This is a genomic window from Geobacillus sp. CX412 (genome assembly GCF_027942335.1).
GTDB lineage: Bacteria > Bacillota > Bacilli > Bacillales > Anoxybacillaceae > Parageobacillus_B > Parageobacillus_B toebii.
Genome location: NZ_CP103461.1, coordinates 427,144 through 452,860 on the forward strand (window position 1 = coordinate 427,144; position 25,717 = coordinate 452,860).

Below are 25,717 nucleotides of genomic sequence, written 5' to 3' on the forward strand. Positions count from 1 at the left end.
GGTAATATTGCGCCTCAAAGGAGATATTAAATCTCTTTTGAGGCATTTTATTATAGAATTTCTGGATAAAGCAACAATGGTTATATCTATACACTTTTAACTTGAAGGTTCGACCATTGATGAATGCGAAGCTCGTCACAGACTTTTTCCACTATGAATTAGATATTTCTGCTTTGAGAAAAGCGATTAGATCAGGAGAAGTTAAAAATGTAGCTATTTTATCCCCAAAACAGATTCGAAAATTAATTGAGAGAGATAGCACTTGTTCTGATTTTTGGAAAAATAAAGCGTTAACTTGGACCACAAGAGACAATGAATATTTAATAAGAGGAGAAATACCTAACAAATTCATAAAAATTTTCTCCTAAGGAGTGAGTATATTATGTTTTTATATTTCCAAGATGAATGTCTAGGTGAAATACAAGATATCAACACTGAAGGCATGTGGATGTATGGTAAACTTATACCTAATCAAAATATAGTAAAGTTTAAAGAGTTTTTTAAGGCTCTTACGAGTGAAGAAAACGATTTTAAAGAAAGTGAATATAATGAAGAATGGTTGAAAGATGATAATTGGTTTATTGTGGATGATCATCAAAATAAAAGAGGAATTTATTTGCCGGCTGTGTATGAAGACGGGGAAATAAATTGGAGATGGAGGTAACTTGATTTAAAACAAAGACCTTGATAGGCTATATGCCTTCAAGTTTTTTTATTTCAAACGAATGGTTGTTTAAAATAAAGGTTTTATAAAGTAAAGTGAAATTGAGCCAAGCTACTCATTGAAAAATACTTGGTATTATGTCAAGAAAACGGACACGTTACACAGGGAGAAACGCCCCTGTTTTGCAGCTATTTTTCTTTTGTCAGCGTAAGCAAACAAATCGGTTCCGTCTCGTCAACAATGGGATAAGACGGAATCAATATCATCATCGTTTCTGCCATGGCTGTTCGGCTTTTTCATTTTGGGATTTCTGATCATCCTCTTCACCGTAATCGTTCCCCGCATGAAAAAGTTTGTTTCGTAAAAATATTAAACTAAAATATTGAGGTGACTTATTAATGGGAGATACACAAAATATATTTAATCATTTTAAATTAGAAGAGAAAGTCTCCATATCAACAGTTGAGAAGTATAAAGAAAGAATTCCTTCAGAAATTGTTGATATTTGGAAACAATACGGTTTTGGTAGTTTTTTACAAGGTTATCTAAAAATAGTTAATCCTGATAAATTTCAAGATCTTTTAGAAGACGTATATATACGATATCAAGAAGCCATTCCGTTGTTCGCTACATCAATGGGAGATATAATCGTTTGGGAAAAGGGGAGATATTTAAACCTGTTGAACTTTAGAAAAAATGAGGTAAATGTTATTTCAGCTGGATTTGATTTTTTCTTTGAGGATTTAAACGATGAGACCTTTTTAGATGAGGAATTAAATTGGTTTCCTTATCCAGAGGCGGTTAAGAGATATGGGGAACCAGAGTTTGATGAATGTTTTGGCTACGTACCTCTTCTTGGATTAGGTGGACCAGAAAAAGTAGAGAACTTGAAAAAGGTTAAACTGATTGAACATATTTATTTAATCACCCAATTTATGGGACCCATAGAATAAATATTAGAATATATCTTAACTTGATCAATCAATGTTCAGTAAACATTATCTATATTAGTTGTTAGATTACTTCTATTTTCAGCCTTGATGGGCTTTATGCCTTTCAAGGTTTCTTTTTTGGCGGAGGATATCAGTGCCTAATAAGCCACTTTCTCCGTTACTAACAAATATAACCCTAATTTAAATTAGCATATTAATTTCGGGTATTTTTTTTCAAATTATTTTGGGTCTGTTTTCTGAAATTGAGCCAATTTTCATATTTACTCTGTGCAGGTACTCTTTTTTATGAAATGAGAAAGGAAATCGCCTAAATTAGCGAAAGATAGTGGAGCTATAATACTGACGATTCGAGTCAATCCGAAAGAGTTGGAAGCAGTAGCTGAGCATGTCACCGATGCGGAAGACGACTGCCAGCGTGCGCGAATCTCGCTTTCGTGGGAATTTCCATTGTTGGTAAGGAAACATGCATGGCTACCCAGTAAATAACGGAGGTATATTATGAAACAAAATGTATTAAATACAATAGAAGGTGATATCCTTGAATGAAGATTTGAAATACGATACTTTCAAATATTTTCTTGAATGTTATTTTAACCCAAGTGCCAACTATGAGGAATTAGAAACACTCGTCAAAGAATTTAATTCAACTGAAGAGAGTAAATATCGACAAAAACTTCAGCAAGAGTTAGAACAAATTCTTCAACTTGATAATTGGGATGATATTCAAGAATTTGTTAGAAAACATGCTATGAGGAAAATAAACAGTGATCGACTCCACTTGGTTCATACGTACTATTTTGCATAACTTAAATCAAAGTTAAGGTGTTGAAACGAATTAAAATGTTCGAAAAAATACTTTGAGCCTCAAGGGTTTCCTTGAGGCTCTTTTTAGTGTGCCAGACACGGATGCAAGTCTACCTGCGACATTTATCCTTTTTCCATCAATGATTACGCGTTTGTAATGACATCGTCTGGGACGCTCAAGCCAAGTCCTTCCGCAACGCGGCGTCCATAATCAGGGTCTGCTTTGTAGAAGTGACGGATTTGGCGAAGTTTAATTTCTTCTTTTGTTACTTGTTTCATTGATTCAACGATGTTTTTCACAAGGCGCGCTTTTTCGTCCTCGCTCATGAGACGGTATAAGTCTCCTGCTTGCGTATAATGATCATCGTCGTCATATGGCACGCTTTCAGCTACGCCGGATACCGGGAATGGAGTTGTTTTATGCTCCGGTACTTCCGTTGGACCACCGAAGCTGTTTGGTTCGTAGTTGACAGAACCGCCGCCGTTATTATCAAAACGCATGAAGCCGTCACGTTGATAATTGTTTACTTCCACGCGCGGGCGGTTGATCGGCAGCAAGTTATGGTTCACGCCGACGCGGTAACGGTGCGCATCCGCATAAGCGAACAAACGGGCTTGCAACATTTTGTCTGGTGACGGCTCAACGCCAGGAACAAGGTTTCCAGGAGAGAATGTCGCTTGTTCGACTTCGGCAAAGTAGTTTTCCGGATTGCGGTTTAATACCATACGGCCGACTTCAATTAACGGATAATCTTTATGTGACCAAACTTTTGTGACGTCAAATGGATTGAAACGGTATGTTTTTGCGTCTTCTAGCGGCATAATTTGCACATATAATGTCCAAGATGGATAGTCGCCTTTTTCGATAGCGTTATATAAATCTTCCGTATGGTAATCCGGATTTTCTCCGGCGATTTTAACCGCTAGTTCTGGATCCATGTTTTTGACGCCTTGGTTTGTTTTAAAGTGGTATTTTACCCATACCGCTTCGCCGTCTTCATTCACCCATTTGAATGTATGGCTTCCGTATCCGTTCATATGACGGTAAGTGAGCGGAATGCCACGATCCCCAAACAAATAAGTGACTTGGTGCAAAGATTCCGGAGATAAAGACCAGAAATCCCAGATTGCTGTTGGATTTTTCAAATGTGTGCGCGGATCGCGTTTTTGTGTATGGATAAAATCCGGGAATTTAATCGCATCACGAATAAAGAAAATTGGTGTGTTGTTGCCTACAATATCGTAGTTCCCCTCTTCTGTGTAAAACTTCACCGCAAAACCGCGCGGGTCGCGGACGGTATCCGCAGATCCCAATTCACCGGCGACAGTAGAGAAGCGGACGAACACAGGTGTGCGTTTTCCAACACCATTAAACACTTTTGCTTTTGTATACTTCGACATATCGTTCGTTACTTCGAAATAACCATGCGCACCTGCGCCTTTCGCATGTACGACACGTTCTGGAACGCGTTCTCTATTGAAATGTGCCAGTTTTTCAAGAAGATGTACGTCTTGGATTAATGTCGGTCCGGGATTACCAGCCGTTATCGAGTTTTGGTTATCGCCAACAGGTGCTCCCCAACTAGTTGTGAGCTTTTTTTTATCTGACATCGTTTATTTCCCCCTATTTTCATTTTCGTCTTCATAACAAATGATAACATTTTTCAAATTAAAGTCAATACTTATTTATAATAATTATAAAAATATATTTATAATAAAATCATATTTAAAATAATATAACAACTATTCAGATAATTAAGTTGCCATATGTACGAAAATGCATAAGCTGTTATCAATATTATCGCTCCAACTGAAAATCATGATAGTGTCCATCCTTTGGTAGTTGGTTTGGCTGCTGAATGATTTTCAAGGTGGCGGATTTTTATGTGCATTTATGCATCCGTTATGAGTTTTGCATCTTCATTTAATTAAAAAAACGTCTGATTTATGCATATGACTCCTGATAAAAGAGAATTAGTATGATTTACGAAAACTGCATTATGAAAGCCCATGACTTTAGTCATTGGGATGAAATAATGTGATATTAAAATTTTAAAAATATTTTCATTAGATACTTACAATATATCTAATAATTTGTATAATAGACATTAGATAGGAGGTAATTATCTAATGTCAAACGATAAATATACTCATAAGAAAGGAATTGTTTATTTAAATCAATATCATGTTATATTTTGTCCAAAATATAGACGTAAAGTATTAGTTGGAGATATTGAAAAAGATTTAAGAGAGATTTTGTATAAAGTAGCGAAAGAAAATGATGTTGAAATTAAAGCGTTAGAAATTATGCCAGATCATGTTCATATGTTTATTTCTTTTGATCCACGACAACATATCCATAAATTAATACAAGCATTCAAAGGGAGAAGTAGTCGAATATTAAGAGAAAAATACCCGTCATTAAAGAGTAGACTTCCTTCGCTTTGGACTAGAAGTTATTTTTGTTGTACAGTCGGTTATATTTCAGAAGAGGCAGTAATGAAATATATTGAAAATCAGAAAAATATTTAAGGAGGTGTGTTGCATTGGCTAAAACAAAATCTACAAGTTATGTATTAACATTAAAATTAAAAACTGAACCATGGCAAGAATATATTTTAGAAAAACGATTTGAAATAGGTAGACAGTTATATAATGCCTGTTTACATGAATTATTAAAACGTTATAAAAAATCGCAAAACGATAAAAATTACGGGGTACTTATAAAACAAGAAAAAACTAAAAAAGAAATAAATTTTAAATTTTATGAATATGCTATGCATTCATTTGTTAAGCCAATGCAACAACACTTCAAGAAAAATATTGACTCATTTACAGCTCAAAAGATAGCAACAAGAGCATGGCAAGCAATAGAAAAATTAATATTTGATAATGCAGAAAAAGTAAGATTTAAAAAATATAATGAAATGGATTCATTAGAAGGTAAATCTAATAGTACAGGAATCCGTTTTAAAAATAATAAATTACAATGGATTGGATTAAATATTCCAGTAATTATAAAGAAAAATGACATTTATGCTCATATAGCACTACAAGACAGAATAAAATATTGTCGTATTGTTCGTAAACTTATTAGAGGTAAGATTAAATACTATCTTCAATTGATTCTTGAAGGAGTACCACCAAAGAAAATTAATTCAAAAATAGGAGAAGTTAAGCATCCGCGAAATAAAGGTATTGTAGGAATTGATATTGGTACACAAACAATAGCTATATGCTCTGAAAAAGATGTTAAATTATTAGAACTTGCTCCAAGTGTTGATGATATTGAACGAGAAAAACGAATATTACAACGTAAGTTAGACCGTCAAAGACGCGCAAATAATCCGCATAAATATAATGAAAATAGAACAATTAAGAAAAATAATTTAAAATGGATTTGGAGCAAAAATTATATCAAAACGAAAAGTCAGTTAGCAGAATTACAAAGAAAATTAGCTGAAAAACGTAAACAAGATCATAATAAATTAGCTAATTGGATATTATCTTAGGAGAAGATATTAAAGTGGAAACAATGAATTATAAAGCATTGCAAGCAAAAACAAAAGAAACTATTAAAGATAAAAATGGAAGATATAAAAGTAAAAAACGATTTGGTAAAAGTATAGCAAATAAAGCTCCGAGTATGTTTTTAACTATATTAGACAGAAAATTAAGTTATGAAAGTAAAAAGTTAAAATTTGTTGATACATTTTCTGTAAAAGCGAGCCAATATAATCATTTTACAGGCGTATATAATAAAAAGAAATTATCAGAACGTTGGAATGATTTTGGTGATTTTAAAATTCAACGAGATTTATATAGTGCATTTTTGATTATGAATGTAAAAGATAATTTAAAAGAGATTGATAGAGAAAGATGTTTTGTGGCATGGGAAAGATTTAAGCAGCTTCATGATAAAGAAATTGAACGATTAAGAAACAGCGGAAATAGATTATTAAGCAGTATGGGAATTTGAATAACAAAAAGCGTCTTGAACCGGGCGCACAGGGCGCTAAGCATCAGTAAGGTGTTTGCCCATGAAAGTCTTGTGGAACTAGAGTCAGTGTCCATGTGAAGGTATGGAAGAAGCTCTATAGTACACAAGAACCCCGTGGCTTTAGCCATCGGGAGGTTCAGCGACCAAGTTAATTTGCCTTCAACATTTTGACAAGGAAGCAAGAAGATCTTTTCCGTCCGTTTGCCGGACAACTATGTAAATTTCCAATGGGTAAATGGACATCCTAATGTACATAGCTCCTATATTGGAGAATTTACGATGTATTGAGCGAAGTGACGGACGATTTGAGGAAAGACGAAGCGAGAGATCCGTTATTGTTATTAGGGAAAGTATCGAAGCATCGAGAAGGGATAATAAACGAAGAACTGCCCACATTTGTGGGCAGCTTTTATTTTGTTTTTAATACATCATGATCCACATACCGTTCACCGTTTAATTCGCTAATGACGTTAATGGCCACTTTCGCTCCATCGCCAGCGGTGATAATGGTATGTACGCTGACGCCAGCCACTGTTCCGGCCGCCCAAATTCCATCGATATTTGTGCGTCCGTTCTCATCTACATCAATAATTGTTTTAATGCGCGGCTCGGTTCCTGGCTTTGTTTTCACGCCGATTTTTTCGGCAAGATCGACTGCTATTCCTGTTGCCAAAATAACGTGTTTTGCCTCAAACGTACCGTTGTCTGTTTGAATGCGGAAGCCGTTTTCTGTTTTTTCGATGTTGGTGGCTTGGCCAACGACAAGTTCTGCTCCGAATTTTGCTGCTTGTTTTTTCCCGGTTTCGACTAAATCCGGCCCTGTAGTTTCCACAACGCCATAATGGTTTTCGATCCAGGCACGCTTTGTCATGCTTTTGTCATTGTCAATTAATACTGTTTTCTTTCCTGCTTTTGCGGTAAAAATGGCCGCGCTTGCCCCGGCAGGTCCAGCCCCGATAATGGCGATATCGTACATCGGTTCATCCCCTTTTCGTTAGAATATTCCAATATTTATTATAACATGTTCATTGTTTCCATCCAATTAATATGAATCGCATCTCTTTTATTTAAAATAATTATAATTTGATATTGATTATTTAAAAATAATATGTATAATAAATGATAACAATAATCATTCGTAAACAGTTAAAGGAGAGCGAAAACATGCGAAAACAAGTGATTTGCGAACAATGCCATCAACCGATTCGCCGGTTGAAACATTCTATCCTTTGCCGCTGCGGAACGAAAATTATTCAACATAAATAAGTATATAGGTATTTGGAGGGACTGTGCTTCTTAGTTGGCCAGTCCCTTTTTTTATGATAATGAGAATCTTTTTCATAAAAATGTTGACAATAGGAGATTGTCTTAATACAATTTTAATTGATAATAATTATTAAAATCATTTAGGGTGCATTAGAGGAAAAAACGATGAAAAAGCTGTTTATATTATTCGTCATATTAGCAGTTGCATCTTTATTTATCGGTGTCCAGCATATTTCGCTTGCCGATTTGCTGATGTTGAAAGCGGATGACGTAGAAGTATTAATAATCAGCCGGATTCCGCGATTGATCAGCATTATTATTGCGGGTGCCAGCATGAGTATTTGCGGGCTAATTATGCAGCAGTTAAGCCAAAATAAGTTTGTCTCGCCAACGACGGCGGGGACGATGGATTGTGCAAGGTTAGGAATTTTAGTGTCATTGATTTTGTTCGCTTCCGCAGGTCCACTGCTGAAAGTTACGGTCGCATTTTTATTCGCTTTTGCCGGTACGATGATTTTTATGAGAATACTTGAAAAAGTGAAATATAAAGACGCCATTTTTATTCCGCTTGTCGGTTTAATGTTTGGCAATATCATCAGTTCTATGACAACATTTTTCGCGTATAAGTACAATTTAATCCAATCCATTTCGTCATGGCTGCATGGCGATTTTTCCATGATTATAAAAGGGCGGTATGAACTACTTTACTTAAGTGTTCCGCTTATGATTGTCGCTTATATGTATGCGAACCGTTTTACGATAGCAGGAATGGGAGAAGAAATCGCGACAAATTTAGGCCTTCATTATCGGTCCATCGTCAATGTCGGATTAATCATCGTGGCTGCTACTTCTTCTGTTGTGGTGCTGACGGTCGGGACACTGCCGTTTTTAGGATTGATTATTCCAAACCTTGTCACATTATATTATGGAGATCATTTAGAGAAAGTCCTGCCTCTGACGGCATTCTCAGGAGCAATTTTCGTGTTGGCTTGCGATATTTTCGGGCGCGTTGTTATTTATCCGTATGAAATCCCGATCGGTTTGACGGTAGGAGTCATTGGCAGCGGCGTATTTTTGTATTTGTTAGTAAGGAGAAGAAAGCAATATGTCTAACAAAAGGAAGCTGATCGTGTTAAGCATTGCCGCTTTGTCGCTGATTATGGTGTTTTTGTTTACGGATGTCAAAGGCAACTGGGACTATGTTTTTCGGTCAAGAAGTGAAAAAATTGCCGCTATGGTGTTGACAGGATGTGCGATTGCCGCTTCTACCGTCATTTTTCAAACGATCACGAACAACCGGATATTAACGCCGAGCATTATCGGGTTTGATTCGGTTTATATGTTGATTCAGACGTTTGTTGTATTTATTTTTGGGTCGACGACGCTGACAATGATGAACGCGAACGTGCAGTTTCTCGTTTCCGTCGGGTTCATGGTGGGATTTGCGGTATTGCTTTATTCCATTTTATTTAAACAAGAAGAGCAGACGATTTATTTTCTCCTCCTTGTTGGAATGATTATGGGGACATTTTTTCAAAGCGTGACATCCTTTATGCAATTTTTAATCGATCCGAACGAATTTTTTGTGATTCAAGATCGCATGTTTGCGAGCTTTAACAATATGAAAACAGAGCTTTTATTGGTGGCAGGCATTGTCATTGCGCTGATGATTGGCTATATCGTTTCTTACATACGTTATTTAGATGTGCTTTCGCTAGGAAAAGAGCATGCGGTTAATTTAGGCGTTCCATATGAAAAAACCGTCAAGCGGTTGCTCATTGTCGTTGCCGTGCTTGTTTCCGTCTCTACTGCGTTAGTCGGTCCGATTACGTTTTTAGGATTCATTGTGGCGAACGTAGCGTATACGTTTTTGCAAACATACCGGCATAGTTACTTGCTTGTTGGCGCGATGCTGTTTGCCGTTGTTGCGTTAGTTGGCGGGCAGCTGTTAGTGGAAAGAGTGTTCACATTTTCCACGCCGATAACGGTGATAGTGAATTTAATTGGCGGAATTTACTTTTTATATCTTTTATTGAGGGAGAGGAAAGCATGGTAGAAGTAAGAGGGGTTTATAAGCAATACGGTGGAAAAAACGTCGTTGACAACGTGTCGATTACGATCCCGACTGGGAAATTAACATCGCTCATTGGGCCGAACGGTGCGGGAAAAAGCACGCTGTTATCGATTATGAGCCGTCTTATCGATAAAGACCGCGGCGAAGTCAGAATTGAAGGAAAAGAAATTAGCCAATATAAAAGCGATGAATTGGCGAAAAAGATCTCCATTTTAAAACAATCAAACCATATTGCAATCCGGCTGACGGTGAAAGAACTCGTTTCTTTTGGACGGTTCCCGTATTCACGCGGCAGACTGACGCGCGAAGACTGGGAGTATGTCAAAGAAGCGATTCGGTATATGGAGCTGGAGGACTTGCAAGATTGTTATTTGAACGAATTGAGCGGCGGACAAAGACAGCGCGCGTATATTGCCATGGTGCTCGCGCAAGATACAGACTACATTTTTCTCGATGAGCCGTTAAACAATTTAGATATGAAACATTGTGTGCAAATGATGAAAGTATTGCGAAAATTGGTGGATGAACTTGGAAAAACGATCGTCGTTGTCATGCACGACATTAATTTTGCGTCCTGTTATTCTGATTATATTGTTGCCCTTAAAAACGGGAAAGTGGTTCGCGAGGGAACAGCATCAGAAATTATGAGCAATGGCGTATTGCAAGGCATTTATGATATGGACGTTCATATTGAAACGATCCATGATAAGAAAATATGTGTTTATTTTGCATAACTCTGTTTTTCATATAGCTTTTTTCGCATATATTTCGCGAGACTGGGCGCCCCTCGCGGAAAGGTGCGGGAAAGCTGTTGAAAATAAATATTATTATGATATAAAAACAAGGGGGATCTGTGATGCTAAAAAAACGTTGGTTGCCGATTTTCGTGGCGCTTTTCACTGCCATATTGCTGGCAGCGTGCGGGAACGAAGACAATGCAAAAAACGCAAGCAGCTCGAACCCGAAAAACGATAGTGAAAAAATAACGATCAAGCATGAATTAGGGGAAACAAAAGTAAAGAAAAAACCAGAGAAAGTCGTTGTCTTTGACTTCGGCGCTCTTGATTCATTGGATAAGCTTGGTGTTGAAGTGACCGGCGTTCCGAAAGCCAACCTTCCATCTTATCTTGAAAAATATAAAGATAGTAAGTATGAAAACGTTGGAGGGTTGATGGAACCAGATTTTGAAAAAATAAATGAAATCTCTCCAGATTTAATCGTTATTTCTGGACGCCAAGCCAATTCCTATGAAAAATTCGCCGAAATTGCCCCAACGGTTTATATGGGAATTGATACGAAAAACTATATAGACTCTTTCGCGAATAATATGAAAACGTTAGGTAAAATCTTTGGAAAAGAAAAAGAAGTCGAAAAGGAATTAGAAAGCATTAATAAACAAATCGAAGCGGTCAAATCGAAGGCAGAAAAAACGAGCGGCAAAGCGCTTATTGTGCTCACGACCGGCGGAAAAGTAAGCGCATACGGCCCAGGGTCCCGCTTTGGGATTATTCATGACGTGCTTGGCATTAAACCGGTCGATGCGAATATTGAAGTATCGACACATGGCCAAAGCATTTCATTTGAATATATTGCTGAGAAAAACCCGGATTATTTATTTGTGGTGGATCGCGATGCAGTAGTGGCAGGAAAACCGTCGGCAAAACAAACGATTGAAAACGAGCTGGTGAAAAAGACAAACGCTTATAAAAATAATCGCATCATTTATTTAAATCCGAACTATTGGTATCTTGCCGGCGGCGGCCTCATTTCTGTTGCGGAAATGATCAATGAAGTGGAAAAAGGCATCGAATAATGGCATTCAGCGGCTAACCTTGGAAAGAATGGTTAGCCGTTTTATTTTTGTTTGCCCTATCCTTGTGCGCATCGGAAATATCATTTGGCTGGTGGAAAATTATGTTCTTCGTCCAGTGAGCTTGGATCACCGGAGTACAGTTTTTCTTTTTATCTATATGTTAACATATAAATAAAATTAAGTTGACATTTAATAGATTGTCAGGCAAAATAAGAGAAAAAATATGGGATTGGAGGGAGAGAAATGAAAACAAAATCATTGTTGCTGACGGCGCTGTTTGCCGCGCTTACGGCCATTGGCGGGTTTATCAAAATTCCGATTCCCTATGTGCCGTTTACGTTGCAAATCGCTTCCGTTTATTTAGCGGGATGTTTATTAGGGCCGAAGCTTGGGATGTTGAGCCAGCTTGTTTATGTGCTGATCGGTCTTGCGGGAGCGCCAGTTTTCGCGGAAGGTGGAGGACCTAGCTATGTGTTGAAGCCGACGTTTGGTTATTTGATCGGCTTTGTTGTGGGGGCCTATGTCAATGGATGGATGATGAAAACCTTTCAATTTCGTAAAGCGGCTGCTATTTTTCTAGCGAATTTGTCTACTCTTCTTGTTGTTTATTGCTTCGGATGTGCCTGGTTGTACATGGCGATGAAATGGATCGTGGAAAAGCCGCTTACTATTGGGCAAACGTTATGGTTTGGCTTTGTGCTTCCTGTGCCGGGAGATCTGCTGTTATGTGCGGTTTGTTCCGTGCTTGTTGCACGTATACTGCCGCGTCTTCACATCGTCATTCACAAGCAAGGGGTGGTTTCCTAATGGGAAAAGCAATATTTATCACTGGAACAGGAACCGAGATTGGCAAGACGGTGGCAACCTCTTTTCTTGCTTTTGTTTTCCAAAAGATGGGGTTAAATACAAAAATATTTAAGCCTATTCAAACCGGCTTGGCGGAAGATGGAGTTTCATTTGCGGATCAATATTGGTACGAGAAGGTTGTTGGACTGGCGCAATCAGAAGGGCTATATTATATGGAACCCGCCGTTTCGCCGCATTTAGCAGCAACATTAACGAATACCACTATTGACCCGGCGTTGATAGTGGAAAAAATCGAACAATGGAAACGTCAATACGACATCGTTCTTGTTGAGGGGGCGGGAGGTTTAGCTGTTCCATTAATAGAGAAGGAACAAGGGTTTTATATGACCAACGATTTGATTAGAGAATACAACATTCCAATTATCATCGTTTCCTTAGCAGGGCTTGGCGCCATTCATCATACGGTGACAACCGTATCTTACGCACAGCAGCAAGGCATTCGTATTCTCGGATTGATTTTCAATCAATTTGATGCCGAAAGCATCATTCATGTTAATAATATTCAAACAATACAAAAAATGTTGGGGTTGCCGGTCATCGCTAAATTGCCATCTCTTGAGAATGTGACGAAGCATGCGATGATGGAGTTGGCGGAACGTTGGCTAAAGAATAATGAGCAAAAGCAATTGTTACAGGAGGTGCTTTCTGTTGCGGTATAGTTATGAACAATTAGAACAATGGGATAAAGAGTATGTGTGGCACCCGTTTACGCAAATGAAAACATACGTGCAAGAACATCCGCTGATTATTGAGCGTGGGCAAGGAAGCTACTTATTTGATGTCAATGGGAATAAATATTTGGACGGATATGCATCATTATGGGTAAACGTCCACGGCCATAATGATCCAGGATTAAATGAAGCTTTGCACATGCAGATAGAAACGATCGCGCACTCGACATTGCTTGGGTCGGCAAATGTGCCTTCGATTTTATTGGCGAAAAAGTTGATTGAACTTTGGCCGGGACTTTCGAAAGTGTTTTACTCCGACACGGGAGCTGCCGCTGTGGAAATTGCGCTAAAAATGGCGTACCAATATTGGAAAAACATTGATCCAGTTAAATATGCGGCAAAAAATAAATTTGTTTCTTTAAAGGAAGCGTATCATGGTGATACGGTCGGCGCTGTGAGTGTCGGCGGAATGGATTTATTCCATCGCATTTTTAAGCCGCTGTTGTTTGAACGAATTGAAGTTCCTTCTCCGTATGTGTATCGCATGGACGGATATGGCGATGAAGAGGAGATTGTCAGATATTGTTTGCAACAGCTTGAAGATGTGTTAGAGCGTGAACATGAACAAATCGCCGGCGTGATCGTGGAGCCGCTCGTTCAAGGAGCTGCGGGCATCATTACACATCCAAAAGGATTTTTAAAAGGCATTGAAACACTTTGTCGAAAATATGGGGTGCTGCTTATTTGCGATGAGGTCGCCGTCGGGTTTGGAAGAACGGGCACGCTGTTTGCTTGTGAACAGGAACAAGTAACGCCAGATATCGTTTGTTTAGGGAAAGGGATTACAGGTGGTTATTTACCGCTAGCTGCCACATTAACAACGGATCGAGTGTATGAAGCGTTTTTAGGAGAAGTCGACGAAGACAAGACATTTTATCACGGTCATACATATACAGGCAATCAGTTGTCTTGTGCTGTCGCTTTAAAAAATATTGAACTCATCGAAAAACGAAATCTTGTAGAAAACGTAAGAAAAAAAGCAGAAAGGCTGGCAAAAAAGCTAGAGAAGCTTTATGAAATTCCAATTGTTGGGGATATTCGCCAAAAAGGATTAATGATAGGAATTGAAATTGTTCAAGATCGAAACACGAAACAGATTTTCCCGCGCTCCGAAATGGTCGAACATCGTATTATTCTAGAAGCTCGAAAACGCGGATTGATTATTCGTCCGCTCGGTCCGGTGATCACGTTTATTCCAGTGTTGGCAATGACAGAGGACCAGATGGAAACAGCAGTCCGTATCCTTTTTGATTCGATCGCGGAAATGGCCAAAGTCGTTCGATAATGGTTTTCATTGCTGCCTAGAGCGTCTAGGCAGCCTATTTTTTGCCCAAACGGTCAATCGCCCATGCCCTCGGCGTTTGTCCTACATATATTGAAAGGGAAGAAAACAATCAGCAAAGGAGAGAGGAGCATGAATGATATAAACTTACAAGATACGAGAGTATGGGGCTTTGGTTTTGGCCGTCCATGGTGGGGATTTGGCTGGCGTCCATGGGGATGGGGCTTTGGTTTTGGCGGTCCGTTCTTTGGCGGTTTTTTAGGGGGGCTGTTGGGCAGCGCGCTAACAGGCCCGTTCTATGGCGGTTATGGCGGTTATGGTGGTTACGGATACGGATTCCCTTATTGGTAATAAACATTGCTTAAGCCTGCCGGTTACATGGCAGGCTTTGATCTTTTTCAAATCCATATTTTAAGAAAAGCTTGTGAAAGAGTGGGCAGCTTCCCAGCTCCTTTTGCCTTTCATTGACATAACATGTTGGTGTCCAGTTTTATTTTTTGGGAAGGAGGAATAGCGATGGTATATCCACGAGTATTTTTCGGAGGTCCGTTTTTAGGCGGCTTTCTAGGCGGATTGCTCGGCAGTACGCTAGCGTTGCCGCTTTTCTATCGTCCAAGACCGTATTATCCATACCCTCCTTATTATCCGTATAGTGGATTCTGGTATTGAGAAAGAGCGTCCTCGCAATACGCGGGGTGCTTTGTAACGGGAAACATATCAGCACCTAGTCTCGCCAAACATTGGAGTGAGCTTTATCTGGAGGCGAAGGAGCAAATGAAGCAGTTGGTTGCGGAAATCAAATAATGGAATGAAGAAGCGCGCGAATGCGAAAAAGCCATGATGTGTGCAATCATGGCTTTTTCGCTGCCTGAAGGTTTAGTATTACTGAACTGTATTTTGATATGGGAATTGATTTGTGTATCCTTGGAATTGCTGATACGATTGTTGCAGTTTTTGTTGGTCAGCTACTTCAAGCTTGTACCAGCCTTTTTTGAACATTAAGTTATATAACTCACGTTGGCAGTTTTGTGTCTCCGTAAAAATATTCATCATATCTTGATATAATTGTTGATGGCTTGCTTCATGCAAAAAGACGTTATATGAGGAAGTCATATATTTTTCTGTTGTTAACATATCGTTAAGAAAGTCGCGATCATTCATTTGCGGTGTTTTTGGTATTTGCGTTTCTGGATTTTGAATTTGGTTTTGGTTCATGATCATTCCTCCCGATTGTTATTGCATTGTCATTTTAGGCTGGCTTGGATTTTGTAGGTGGCTTAAAATTTTTTGATAGTGGCGTTGATGCATTTGACCAGCTTTTTCAAGCGCTTGCGCCACTTCTTTGTCTTGGCATTGCGATGCAAAAAAGTGCGCTTTTTTCATGGCAAGCAAATTCCAAGACAGCATGTCTGTAAAATAAAGCGCATCTTTCGTTGAAACCATTTGCGGCGGCTGCGGCATGACCGTTTGTTGTTGTTGCATGTTCATTTGTTGTTGCATACATCGTGCTCCTTTCCAAAGTTGAATGTTTCAGTTGTAGATTGTTCATTTTGTGGGAAACTATACACAGGGAAGAATTTTGTCGAAAAAAGATATTCAATAATAATAAAACATGCTACAATAAAAATACGAATGCGTTTGCGGAATAAGGAGGTACAACGATGGAGCAATTGATGCGCGACTTTTTTTTGTTTTTATCGAAAAATAAGACATTAACTAAATTGGCGAAAAAATATGGATTGCGCTTTGGGGCCTCCCGATTTGTTGCAGGGGAAACGATCGCACAGGCTGTCGAAGTGATTAAACAATTAAATAAAAAAGGGTTGGCTGTTACGGTCGATTATTTAGGAGAATTCGTGGACAATGAAAAAGAAGCGAACGAGATGGCGAACCATTGCATCGAGGCGATTGAAGCGATTGGAAGAGAAAAGCTTAATTCACAATTGTCGTTAAAAATGACATCGATGGGGCTTGATATTTCAGACGAGCTTGTGATGCGCAATATGCGGCGTATTTTAGATACAGCGAAACAGCACGGCGTTTTTGTCACGATTGATATGGAAGATTATTCTCGCTGTCAAAAAACGCTCGATATTTTTAAACAGTTGAAAAAAGAATATGATAATGTCGGAACGGTATTGCAAGCGTATTTGTACCGTACGGTATCCGATATCGAAGATTTAAAAGATTACCACCCAAATTTGCGCCTTGTCAAAGGGGCATATAAGGAATCACCGGAAGTGGCGTTTCCAGATAAAAAAGATGTCGATGAAAACTTTAAAAAAATCATTAAGATGCATTTATTAAATGGAAACTATACAGCGGTAGCGACCCATGACGACGCCATCATTGAATATACGAAGCAGCTTGTCAAAGAATATAACATTCCTAATAGCCAGTTCGAATTCCAAATGTTATACGGAATTCGTCCAGAGCGGCAAGAACAGCTTGCGCGTGAAGGATATACGATGCGCGTTTATGTTCCATACGGAACGGACTGGTACGGTTACTTTATGCGCCGCCTTGCGGAACGTCCTGCAAACGTCGCATTCGTTCTTAAAGGAATTTTTCGTAAATAATGGTAAAATCGTTGAGAAGATCGGTCATCCGCACGTCGGCAAGAGTCATCTGGCAAACTTTTTAACCCTAAATGGAAAACGCATCGCAGACTCGTTTTTGTCCGTGATGCGTTTTTCTTTTGGAAAGTAACGCGGATCGCTTTTATATTTTTGATTTTGCATCATATATTACTTATGAGTGAATTACTCTCCTTGCATATTATGCCGCTTATATTGCTGGTTTTGGCTCGTCTTTTTTCCTCCGCCGTCCGTTTCCACAGTTGGACCAGCGTTACCCTTTACGCTTGCTGCGCTGACTGCTCTTTCCGAAGGGTTCTTTTTCAGTTTTGCCATCAGTCTCACCCCCTTTTATTATCGTCACCAAAAAATAATTTCTTATGAATACAAAATTTGTTAAGTTTATATATTGCGAAAATTATTAACATATTTTATATTTAATATAGCAACAATTTTAATGGCATATTTTTTTCAGCATAAAATGAATGACTATTCATTCAATGTGTGAGGGGGAAAAGGAATGGTGAAACGCATTCAAAGGGCTGCTGTGCTCGGATCTGGTGTGATGGGTTCGGGAATTGCGGCGCATTTAGCGAACGTGGGGATACCGACGTTGCTTCTTGATATCGTCCCGCGTGAGCTGACGAAGGAAGAGGAAGCAAAAGGGCTAACACTTGAACATAAAGAAGTGCGCAACCGCCTTGTCAATCAAGCGTTGCAAAAGTTATTGAAACAAAAGCCAGCGCCGCTTATGTCAAAGTCCAATCTTGCCCTTATTGAAGTAGGAAACTTTGAAGATGATTTTCATCGTCTTGCTGAAGTGGACTGGATTATTGAAGTGGTCGTGGAAAATTTAGAAATTAAGAAAAGTGTATTTGCAAGGGTAGATGAGGTAAGAAAACCGGGAACGATCGTCAGCTCAAACACTTCGGGCATTTCCATCGAAGCAATGGCAGAAGGCCGTTCTGAGGACTTTAAAAGACATTTTTTAGGAACGCATTTCTTCAATCCACCGCGCTACTTAAAGCTGCTTGAAATCATCCCGACAAAAGATACAGCCCAAGAAGTGGTTTCATATATGAAAACATTTGGAGAAGAGGTTCTTGGCAAAGGCGTTGTGATGGCAAAAGATACGCCAAACTTCATTGCGAACCGAATCGGCACGTACGGACTTTTAGTCACTGTAAGAGAAATGATGAAAGGCGGATACAGCGTCGGAGAAGTAGATTCGATTACCGGGCCGCTGATTGGCCGTCCGAAAAGCGCGACATTCCGTACGCTTGATGTAGTTGGATTAGACACATTTATTCACGTTGCCAACAATGTATTTGAAAAAGTAGAAGGAGAAGAAAAAGAGGCATTCCGCGTTCCGGACTTTATGAAAGCAATGCTCGAAAAAGGCTGGCTCGGCAGCAAATCGGGGCAAGGCTTCTTCTTGAAGCAAGGAAAAGATATTTTAGAGCTTAATTATGAAACGTTGGAATATGAGCCGCGTAAAAATTAACAACCCCGGCAGTAGAAATGAGCAAACAAGCAAAAGGGCTTGCTAATAAGTTGAAAGCGCTTGTATATGCGGATGACCGTGCAGGAACATTCCTTTGGAACATTACTGCCCCAGTTCTTCTCTATTCTGCGAAATTGCTCGGTGAAATTGCTGATGACATTGTCGCTATCGACCGTGCGATGAAATGGGGATTTGGCTGGGAGCTTGGTCCGTTTGAAATGTGGGACGCAATCGGTGTTGAGCAATCTGTTCGTAAAATGCAAGCAGAAGGATTTGAAATTCCTTCGTGGGTAACGGATATGCTTGCGGATGGATTCACCTCTTTCTATAAATCGGAAAAAGGACAAGCATTCTATTACGACCACGGAGAATACAAACCGATTAAAGAAAACCCGAAAGTCATTCATATTAAGCGCTTGAAAGAGCAAAAAGACGTTATTAAGAAAAATAGCGGCGCAAGTTTAATTGACCTTGGCGATGATGTAGCGTTGTTAGAGTTTCACTCGCCAAATAACGCGATCGGCACGGATATTGTTCAAATGATTAACTATGCCCTTGAAGAAGTAGAACGAAAACTATAAGGGGCTTGTCATCGGAAACCAAGGGAAAAACTTCTGTGTCGGCGCAAATCTTGCGATGATTTTAATGGAAGCACAAGATGACAACTATTTTGAAATTGAGATTGCTGTTCGCCAATTCCAGCAAGCGATGATGAATATTAAGTATAGCCCGAAACCAGTGGTCGTTGCACCGTTTGCGATGACACTCGGTGGCGGAACGGAAATTTGTTTGCCATCATCACGCATTCAAGCCGCGGCGGAAACGTATATGGGGCTTGTGGAAGTTGGTGTCGGCCTCATTCCTGGCGGCGGCGGAAATAAAGAACTTTATATTAAATATTTAAACAGTCTGCCAAACGGAGTTAATGTCGATTTGCAACAAGTGGCGAATAAAGTGTTTGAAACGATCGCAATGGCAAAAGTATCAAGTTCAGCAGCGGAAGCGTGCGAATGGAACTTCTTAAGTAAACAAGATGGCATTACGATGAATAGTGATCATTTGCTTCATGACGCGAAACAAGCGGTGATTTCTCTTTACGATCAAGGTTATCGCCCGCCGGTTCGCAAAAAAGTACCTGTGGTTGGTGAAACAGGTTATGCGGCAATGTTGCTTGGAGCGCAGTCGATGTATCATTCTGGATACATTAGTGAACATGATTTAAAAATCGCGAAAAAACTTGCGTATGTCATCGCCGGCGGAAAAGTTCCATACGGTACGGAAGTGGATGAACAGTATTTGCTTGATTTAGAACGCGAAGCATTTTTAAGCCTAGTTGGCGAACCGAAATCGCAAGCAAGAATGCAACATATGCTTGTTAAAGGAAAGCCGTTGCGCAACTAGCATATATGAAAAAACAGGGGGGAAGATTGTGAGAGAAGCGGTGATTGTAGCTGGGGCGCGCACGCCGGTCGGAAAGGCGAAAAAAGGGACGCTCGCCCATGTGCGTCCAGATGATTTAGGCGCGCTCGTTGTAAAGGAAACGTTGAAACGCGCGGGGAATTATGAAGGAAATATCGATGACCTTATTATTGGGTGTGCGATGCCGGAAGCGGAGCAAGGATTAAACATTGCGAGAAACATCGGGGCGCTTGCAGGGCTTCCATACACGGTTCCTGCCATTACGATTAATCGTTATTGCTCGTCCGGTTTGCAAGCGATTGCTTACGCTGCGGAGCGAATCATGCTTGGCCATTCGGATACGGTTATTGCTGGCGGTGTGGAATCGATGAGCCTTGTTCCAATGATGGGGCATGTGATACGTCCAAATGCGAAACTGGCAGAAGAAGCTCCAGAGTATTATATGTCAATGGGACATACAGCCGAACAAGTGGCGATGAAGTATGGGGTAAGCCGTGAAGACCAAGACGCGTTTGCTGTACGAAGCCATCAGCGTGCCGCAAAAGCGATTCGGGAAGGCAAATTTAAGGATGAAATTGTCCCGGTAGAAGTAACCGTTCGAAAAGTAGAAAATAATAAACTAGTCGAGAAAACAATACTTTTCGAAGAGGACGAAGGGGTACGCCCAGATACGAATATGGAAACTTTAGCAAAACTCCGTCCGGCATTTTCGGTCAACGGAACGGTAACAGCTGGGAACGCTTCACAAATGAGCGATGGGGCCGCTGCGGTAATGGTGATGGACCGTGAAAAAGCAGAATCTCTAGGGTTAAAACCGCTTGGAAAATTCCGTTCGTTCGCTGTTGCCGGTGTGCCGCCGGAAGTAATGGGAATCGGTCCGGTTGCTGCGGTTCCAAAAGCGTTAAAACTTGCGGGGTTAGAACTTTCCGATATCGGATTAATCGAACTAAATGAAGCGTTTGCGTCTCAATCGATCCAAGTGATTCGCGAGCTTGGGCTAGATGAGGAAAAAGTGAATGTAAACGGAGGAGCGATTGCGCTTGGCCATCCGCTTGGTTGTACAGGTGCAAAATTGACGTTATCGTTGCTTTATGAAATGCGCCGCCGCAATGTACAGTTCGGAATTGTCACGATGTGTATTGGAGGCGGTATGGGCGCAGCAGGAGTATTTGAATTAATTTAATGGGCGGTATCATTTCCGCCCGATTATATACAAAATCAAGGGGAGGAGTTACGAATGGCGAAAGCATTAGAAAATGCGATTAAAGGCGGAAGCTTTCTTATTGAAGATATTCCTTGTGAACGTGTGTTTACACCGGAGGATTTTACCGACGAACATAAAATGATTGCAAAAACAACGGAAGATTATGTCGTAAACGAAGTGCTTCCGCAATTGGAGCATTTGGAAAATCATGAATTTGACCGTTCTGTGAAATTGTTGAGAAAAGCAGGGGAACTCGGACTGCTTGGCGCGGATATTCCGGAAGAATACGGCGGCTTAGGGCTTGATAAAATCAGCTCTGCACTGATCGCAGAGAAAATGGCGCGTGCTGGCGGATTTTCCATTTCTCATGGCGCGCACGTCGGAATCGGCTCGCTTCCTATCGTCTTATTCGGAACAGAAGAACAAAAAAGAAAATACTTGCCGGCATTAGCGACTGGTGAAAAAATTGCCGCATATGCGTTAACAGAGCCTGGTTCTGGTTCAGACGCATTAGGTGCAAAAACAACAGCAAGATTAAATGCGGAAGGTACACATTATATTTTAAACGGTGAAAAACAATGGATTACGAACGCTGGATTTGCGGATGTATTTGTCGTATACGCAAAAGTAGACGGCGAACATTTCTCCGCATTCATTGTCGAGCGTGACTTCCCTGGTGTTTCTACTGGACCGGAAGAAAAGAAAATGGGAATTAAAAGTTCTTCAACACGTACATTAATTTTACAAGACGTGCCTGTTCCGAAAGAAAACTTGCTTGGGGAAGTTGGAAAAGGCCATGTTATAGCGTTCAACATCTTAAACATCGGCCGTTATAAGCTAGGAGTCGGTGCGGTTGGCGGTGCAAAACGGGCGCTGGAAATTACGCTTCAATATGCGAACCAACGTCAACAATTTAAACAACCGATTTCTAAGTTTACATTAACACAAGAAAAATTTGCGACAATGGCGTCTAAATTATACGCAACAGAAAGCTCTGTTTATCGTACGGTTGGTTTATTTGACGAACGGATGAGCCTTCTTGATGAGGAAAAAGCAAAAGACGGAAAAGAAATTGCGAAATCGATTGCTGAATATGCCATCGAATGTTCGCTAAACAAATTCTTCGCAACAGAAACATTAGATTATATTGTTGACGAAGGTGTACAAATTCACGGCGGTTATGGATTTATGCAAGAATACGAAATTGAGCGGGCTTACCGTGACTCTCGGATTAACCGTATTTTTGAAGGAACGAATGAAATTAACCGTCTATTAGTTCCTGGCATGTATTTGAAAAAAGCAATGAAAGGCGAACTTCCGCTTCTTCAAAAAGCGCAACAGCTTCAAGAAGAATTAATGATGCTCGCTCCAGAAGAAGTTGGTGACGGCGTACTTGAACAAGAAAAATATTTAGTACGCAACGCGAAAAAAATCGCGTTAATGGCGGCGGGATTAGCAGCACAAAAATTTGGTCCGAAATTGGAAAATGAACAGGAAATTTTAGTAAACATTGCTGATATTGTTGCGAATATTTATGCGATGGAATCTGCTCTGCTTCGTACAGAAAAAGCAATTAAAAACACCGGAGTAGAGAAAAACAAACAAAAACTTCTTTATACGCAAATTTTCTGCCAGGAGGCATTTAACGAAATCGAAGCGCACGCGAAAGAAACCATTATTGCAGTAGAGCAAGGCGATATGTTGCGCATGATGTTGGCCGCTTTGCGCAAATTGACACGCTATACTCCAATCAATATCATCGCGAAAAAACGTGAAGCAGCAGCGGCGCTCATTGAAGCAGAACGTTATATTGTGTAATAATGGAAAGTACCAGGTTTTATCCTGGTACTTTTATTTGCAAAGGATGGTGCAATATGTCGTTAACCTTTTATTGGTATCCAAAGTGCGGTACATGCCGAAAAGCGAAAAAATGGCTCGATGAGCATGGTATCACGGTACAGGAAGTACATATTGTCGAAAACCCGCCGAAAAAAGAGGAATTGACAGAACTTTATCGCAAGAGCGGGCTTCCACTGAAAAAGTTTTTTAACACAAGTGGTATGAAATATCGCGAGTTAGGGCTAAAAGATAAAGTGAATACTGCTTCGGAAGAGGAGCTTCTTGAGCTTCTTGCTTCCGATGGCATGTTGATCAAGCGCCCGATTTTAACAGATGGAAATCATGTCATCGTTGGATTTAACGAAGAGCAATACGAAAAATTCTTTAAACAAATGTAACGTGTGAGTAAAATGTTTGTGGGAAAAATTCTTAGAAGTTCCCCCGATGAGGGGGTTGGGAACGTAGGTTCGCAATCCCCCTCATCGGGGCCACCAAGCGAAGCGCGGTAGGATCCCAAGCAGGAAACATGAAAAAAGGACTCTCTCCCTGGTAAGATGTTCATTGACCACACTACAAACAGGAGGAGAGAGTCCTATGAATATTCAACAACATCTTACCACAAATTCGTTGACATGGAAAGAGATCGAACTTGCTTTGTTTCGAGCCTTGCAAAACGCCTTCGCCGAGCTGTTTACGGCTCTGTTGGAGGACATCGACCGGCAATTGGCAGAGAATCGAGATAAGCGCCGATACCACTTGAAAGACAAACGACGCACCACGATTCAAACCCTGTTTGGCGAAGTCACCTTTGAGCGAAACTACTATTTAGACCGAGAACAAAACCGTTACACGTTTTTGCTTGACTCCTTTTTAGCGTTTGATGGATCACAGTCAATCAGCCCTTGTCTAGAAGAAACAGCGGTGGGATTGGCGGTGGAGTGCTCTTCCTATCGCAAAGCGGCTCGTACGCTTGCCCAGATGGTCGGGTATCCGGTGATGAGCCATGAGGCGATCCGCCAGTTGGTGCTCGAGGCCGAAGTTCCGCTGCACTGCCCGGTGGACCAGCGATATGGACGGGTGCTGTTGGTGGAGGCCGATGGACTGTTTGTTTCCCGCCAAGGGAAGGGAAAACGGGCCAAGGAAGACAAAATCCTGACCGTTCACGAAGGATGGAAGCGCAACGGCTCCCGGATCGAATTCGTGAATCAGCGCCATTACGTCCATGAGGGCAAGGGGGAGGTGTGGGAAGGCTTCGAGGAATTTTTGATAAATGAATATGCCTATGATCCTTGCCGGGATCTTCTTGTCATCAACGGGGACGGCGCTCCATGGATTACCGCGTGCCGGGAGTATTTCAAGGGACGGGTCTGCTTTCAATTGGATCGATTCCACGTGGCGCGTGAATTGCGCCAATGCCTCTCGGGCCATCCACGGTGGCAGGCGATTCGGCAAAAGCTGGTGAAGCAGGATGAAGAGGGGTTGCTTGTGGAACTGAACAGCGCCCTCGGTACGCTGGGGGACGAAGCGAAAGAACAACAGCTGGCTGCCTTGATCCACCGGATCGAATCGATGCCGGGATGCATCCGTGATTACCGGGAATGGCTGAAGGAGCAAGGAGTGGACACAACGGGCATGTATCCGATGGGGAGGGCTGAAAGCGTGATGAGCCAGTTGGCGTATCGGGTGAAATACCGCCGCAGTTGGACAGACAAGGGACTCAGGGCGTTTTTCAAGGCAATGATTGCCCGGATGGATGGGATTCGTCTTTTCGGACGTCGTTTCGGAGAAGAATCGTCGCATCCGGCGGAGGAAACGGCATCCACTAAACAGACGGTCGTGAACAAGGCGAAACAACGCGTCCGCCGTCTTCTTCCGGAGGTAACGCGGAATAACGTGCCATATTTACAGCAATCGTCCGGGACACCGATCTATCATGCCCTGTCTGAACTCAAAGGATGGTAAAAAAGGTATACATATCGATCTGTCATGGCAAGGGATGAGAGTTCGAAAGCGCTTACGGATAAAATTCAAAAAAATGGTTCGCCAATCTATGACTTACACCTGTTTTCAGCGAACCAAAAAAGTTCCCACAAAATCTTGACTGACTCCAAATGTAACGAGTTCAGTGAGTTTTTTGGCAAAATCGGTTATTATTAAAAAGAATATAATCTATTATGAAGGGGTGCGATTATGAATACACCAAAGGAATTACGCTATTCTGAAGAACATGAGTGGGTGCGTGTCGAGGGAGATAAAGTACGCATCGGTATTACTGATTTTGCACAATCGGAACTCGGTGACATCGTTTTCGTTGAACTGCCAGAAGTAGGTGCGGAAATTACAGCAAACGAGCCATTCGGCAGCGTCGAATCAGTGAAAACTGTTTCCGAACTTTATGCGCCAATTAGCGGTAAAGTAGTAGAAGTGAATGAAGAATTAAATGATAATCCAGAATATGTAAATGAATCACCGTATGAAAAAGCATGGATGATTGTTGTCGAGCCTTATGATATGAGCGAGATCGACAATTTATTAACAGCAGAGCAATATGAAGAAATGGTAAAAGAAGGATAATAATACACCCAATCACCACGGTTGATCACGCGAACGATGGGCACCCTATACATAAAGAGGTTTACAAAGGGTGCCCGTATGGCAGCGGAAACAAAGGATATAGAACATGATTTATATGAAGGTCATGTTTCTCTGTCGCAAGTTAGC

At 40.7% G+C, this 25,717-nt stretch carries 28 protein-coding genes and 1 pseudogene; 24 read left to right on the forward strand and 5 right to left on the reverse strand.

The genetic code is table 11. The annotated features are described in order from the left end of the window. Positions 1–119 precede the first annotated feature (119 nt). From NXM86_RS02090 to NXM86_RS02105, 4 genes are all read left to right on the forward strand, one after another. Positions 120–368, forward strand: a complete 249-nt coding sequence (locus NXM86_RS02090; protein WP_498958562.1) for a hypothetical protein — start codon at positions 120–122, stop codon at positions 366–368. Positions 369–382: 14 nt separating this feature from the next. Then, a complete protein-coding gene (locus tag NXM86_RS02095) occupies positions 383–664 on the forward strand; it encodes a hypothetical protein (protein ID WP_181556478.1) in 282 nt (93 codons plus the stop codon). Between the two features lie 398 nt (positions 665–1,062). Next, positions 1,063–1,617 (forward strand): T6SS immunity protein Tdi1 domain-containing protein, encoded by a 555-nt coding sequence (locus NXM86_RS02100; RefSeq protein ID WP_498958563.1) that lies wholly within the window; start codon positions 1,063–1,065, stop codon positions 1,615–1,617. Positions 1,618–2,155: 538 nt separating this feature from the next. Continuing rightward, a complete protein-coding gene (locus tag NXM86_RS02105) occupies positions 2,156–2,422 on the forward strand; it encodes a hypothetical protein (protein WP_498958564.1) in 267 nt (88 codons plus the stop codon). A gap of 143 nt (positions 2,423–2,565) precedes the next feature. Here NXM86_RS02105 and katA read toward each other — a convergent pair whose 3' ends face one another. Beyond that, positions 2,566–4,032 carry a catalase KatA gene (gene katA, locus NXM86_RS02110; RefSeq protein ID WP_328267309.1) on the reverse strand — a complete coding sequence of 489 codons (1,467 nt, stop codon included), beginning with the start codon at positions 4,030–4,032 and terminating at the stop codon, positions 2,566–2,568. A 519-nt stretch (positions 4,033–4,551) separates the two neighbouring features. Here katA and tnpA point away from each other — a divergent pair. The 3 genes from tnpA to NXM86_RS02125 are packed head-to-tail and all read left to right on the forward strand — an operon-like array spanning position 4,552 to position 6,400. Further along, entirely contained in the window at positions 4,552–4,953 is a 402-nt protein-coding gene (gene tnpA, locus NXM86_RS02115) for an IS200/IS605 family transposase (protein WP_143415135.1), read from the forward strand. A gap of 14 nt (positions 4,954–4,967) precedes the next feature. Next, on the forward strand, positions 4,968–5,933 hold the full coding sequence (locus NXM86_RS02120) for a nuclease/transposase family protein (RefSeq protein WP_498958565.1): 966 nt from the start codon (positions 4,968–4,970) through the stop codon (positions 5,931–5,933). A 14-nt stretch (positions 5,934–5,947) separates the two neighbouring features. Then, positions 5,948–6,400, forward strand: a complete 453-nt coding sequence (locus NXM86_RS02125) for a hypothetical protein (protein WP_498958566.1) — start codon at positions 5,948–5,950, stop codon at positions 6,398–6,400. Between the two features lie 430 nt (positions 6,401–6,830). Here the strand turns inward: NXM86_RS02125 and NXM86_RS02130 are convergent, their stop codons facing one another. Beyond that, complete coding sequence (locus NXM86_RS02130; protein ID WP_205424450.1) at positions 6,831–7,397, reverse strand: FAD-dependent oxidoreductase; 567 nt, start codon at positions 7,395–7,397, stop codon at positions 6,831–6,833. A 455-nt stretch (positions 7,398–7,852) separates the two neighbouring features. Between NXM86_RS02130 and NXM86_RS02135 the strand changes: the two genes are divergently transcribed. The 10 genes from NXM86_RS02135 to NXM86_RS02180 all read left to right on the forward strand — a co-directional run bounded on the left by NXM86_RS02135 (position 7,853) and on the right by NXM86_RS02180 (position 15,258). After that, positions 7,853–8,800 (forward strand): ABC transporter permease, encoded by a 948-nt coding sequence (locus tag NXM86_RS02135; protein ID WP_498958567.1) that lies wholly within the window; start codon positions 7,853–7,855, stop codon positions 8,798–8,800. Continuing rightward, positions 8,793–9,743, forward strand: a complete 951-nt coding sequence (locus tag NXM86_RS02140; RefSeq protein WP_062678356.1) for an iron chelate uptake ABC transporter family permease subunit — start codon at positions 8,793–8,795, stop codon at positions 9,741–9,743. The genes NXM86_RS02135 and NXM86_RS02140 overlap by 8 nt, the downstream gene beginning before the upstream one ends. Beyond that, the gene (locus tag NXM86_RS02145) at positions 9,737–10,495 is read left to right on the forward strand and encodes an iron ABC transporter ATP-binding protein (protein WP_013400053.1); all 759 of its coding nucleotides are present in this window, start codon (positions 9,737–9,739) and stop codon (positions 10,493–10,495) included. Before NXM86_RS02140 ends, NXM86_RS02145 begins: the two co-directional genes overlap by 7 nt. Positions 10,496–10,617: 122 nt before the next feature. Further along, entirely contained in the window at positions 10,618–11,574 is a 957-nt protein-coding gene (locus NXM86_RS02150; protein WP_498958569.1) for a siderophore ABC transporter substrate-binding protein, read from the forward strand. A gap of 243 nt (positions 11,575–11,817) precedes the next feature. Further along, entirely contained in the window at positions 11,818–12,381 is a 564-nt protein-coding gene (locus NXM86_RS02155; RefSeq protein WP_498958570.1) for a biotin transporter BioY, read from the forward strand. Then, positions 12,381–13,100 (forward strand): dethiobiotin synthase, encoded by a 720-nt coding sequence (gene bioD, locus NXM86_RS02160; RefSeq protein WP_498958571.1) that lies wholly within the window; start codon positions 12,381–12,383, stop codon positions 13,098–13,100. Before NXM86_RS02155 ends, bioD begins: the two co-directional genes overlap by 1 nt. Continuing rightward, entirely contained in the window at positions 13,090–14,457 is a 1,368-nt protein-coding gene (bioA, locus tag NXM86_RS02165) for an adenosylmethionine--8-amino-7-oxononanoate transaminase (protein ID WP_498958572.1), read from the forward strand. Before bioD ends, bioA begins: the two co-directional genes overlap by 11 nt. A gap of 129 nt (positions 14,458–14,586) precedes the next feature. Next, a complete protein-coding gene (gene ymaG, locus NXM86_RS02170) occupies positions 14,587–14,805 on the forward strand; it encodes an inner spore coat protein YmaG (RefSeq protein ID WP_015865010.1) in 219 nt (72 codons plus the stop codon). A 165-nt stretch (positions 14,806–14,970) separates the two neighbouring features. Then, positions 14,971–15,123, forward strand: coding sequence for an inner spore coat protein YmaG (ymaG, locus tag NXM86_RS02175; RefSeq protein ID WP_167317816.1), 153 nt, complete (start codon positions 14,971–14,973; stop codon positions 15,121–15,123). A gap of 87 nt (positions 15,124–15,210) precedes the next feature. After that, complete coding sequence (locus NXM86_RS02180) at positions 15,211–15,258, forward strand: hypothetical protein (protein WP_233253011.1); 48 nt, start codon at positions 15,211–15,213, stop codon at positions 15,256–15,258. A gap of 78 nt (positions 15,259–15,336) precedes the next feature. On the opposite strand, the gene NXM86_RS02185 is transcribed toward NXM86_RS02180, so the two are convergent. Together NXM86_RS02185 and NXM86_RS02190 are read right to left on the reverse strand one after the other, a co-directional pair. Further along, the gene (locus NXM86_RS02185; RefSeq protein ID WP_498958573.1) at positions 15,337–15,669 is read right to left on the reverse strand and encodes a spore coat protein; all 333 of its coding nucleotides are present in this window, start codon (positions 15,667–15,669) and stop codon (positions 15,337–15,339) included. 18 nt (positions 15,670–15,687) lie between these two features. Beyond that, the gene (locus tag NXM86_RS02190; protein ID WP_171698813.1) at positions 15,688–15,954 is read right to left on the reverse strand and encodes a hypothetical protein; all 267 of its coding nucleotides are present in this window, start codon (positions 15,952–15,954) and stop codon (positions 15,688–15,690) included. Between the two features lie 161 nt (positions 15,955–16,115). Between NXM86_RS02190 and NXM86_RS02195 the strand changes: the two genes are divergently transcribed. Continuing rightward, positions 16,116–17,033, forward strand: coding sequence for a proline dehydrogenase family protein (locus NXM86_RS02195; RefSeq protein ID WP_015865006.1), 918 nt, complete (start codon positions 16,116–16,118; stop codon positions 17,031–17,033). A gap of 183 nt (positions 17,034–17,216) precedes the next feature. On the opposite strand, the gene NXM86_RS02200 is transcribed toward NXM86_RS02195, so the two are convergent. Continuing rightward, entirely contained in the window at positions 17,217–17,366 is a 150-nt protein-coding gene (locus NXM86_RS02200; protein ID WP_015865005.1) for a YuzL family protein, read from the reverse strand. A gap of 184 nt (positions 17,367–17,550) precedes the next feature. Between NXM86_RS02200 and NXM86_RS02205 the strand changes: the two are divergent. The 6 genes and pseudogenes from NXM86_RS02205 to gcvH all read left to right on the forward strand — a co-directional run bounded on the left by NXM86_RS02205 (position 17,551) and on the right by gcvH (position 25,570). Beyond that, positions 17,551–19,935, forward strand: a pseudogene (locus NXM86_RS02205) (3-hydroxyacyl-CoA dehydrogenase/enoyl-CoA hydratase family protein). A gap of 28 nt (positions 19,936–19,963) precedes the next feature. After that, complete coding sequence (locus NXM86_RS02210) at positions 19,964–21,136, forward strand: acetyl-CoA C-acetyltransferase (protein ID WP_015865003.1); 1,173 nt, start codon at positions 19,964–19,966, stop codon at positions 21,134–21,136. Positions 21,137–21,190: 54 nt separating this feature from the next. Then, the gene (locus tag NXM86_RS02215; RefSeq protein ID WP_498958574.1) at positions 21,191–22,975 is read left to right on the forward strand and encodes an acyl-CoA dehydrogenase FadE; all 1,785 of its coding nucleotides are present in this window, start codon (positions 21,191–21,193) and stop codon (positions 22,973–22,975) included. Between the two features lie 56 nt (positions 22,976–23,031). Then, positions 23,032–23,394 carry an arsenate reductase family protein gene (locus tag NXM86_RS02220; RefSeq protein WP_062678345.1) on the forward strand — a complete coding sequence of 121 codons (363 nt, stop codon included), beginning with the start codon at positions 23,032–23,034 and terminating at the stop codon, positions 23,392–23,394. Positions 23,395–23,590: 196 nt separating this feature from the next. Further along, positions 23,591–24,958: an ISLre2 family transposase gene (locus NXM86_RS02225; RefSeq protein ID WP_190305579.1), complete on the forward strand. Its 1,368-nt coding sequence runs from the start codon at positions 23,591–23,593 to the stop codon at positions 24,956–24,958. Between the two features lie 228 nt (positions 24,959–25,186). Next, entirely contained in the window at positions 25,187–25,570 is a 384-nt protein-coding gene (gcvH, locus tag NXM86_RS02230; protein ID WP_015865000.1) for a glycine cleavage system protein GcvH, read from the forward strand. The last annotated feature ends 147 nt before the right edge of the window (positions 25,571–25,717 follow it).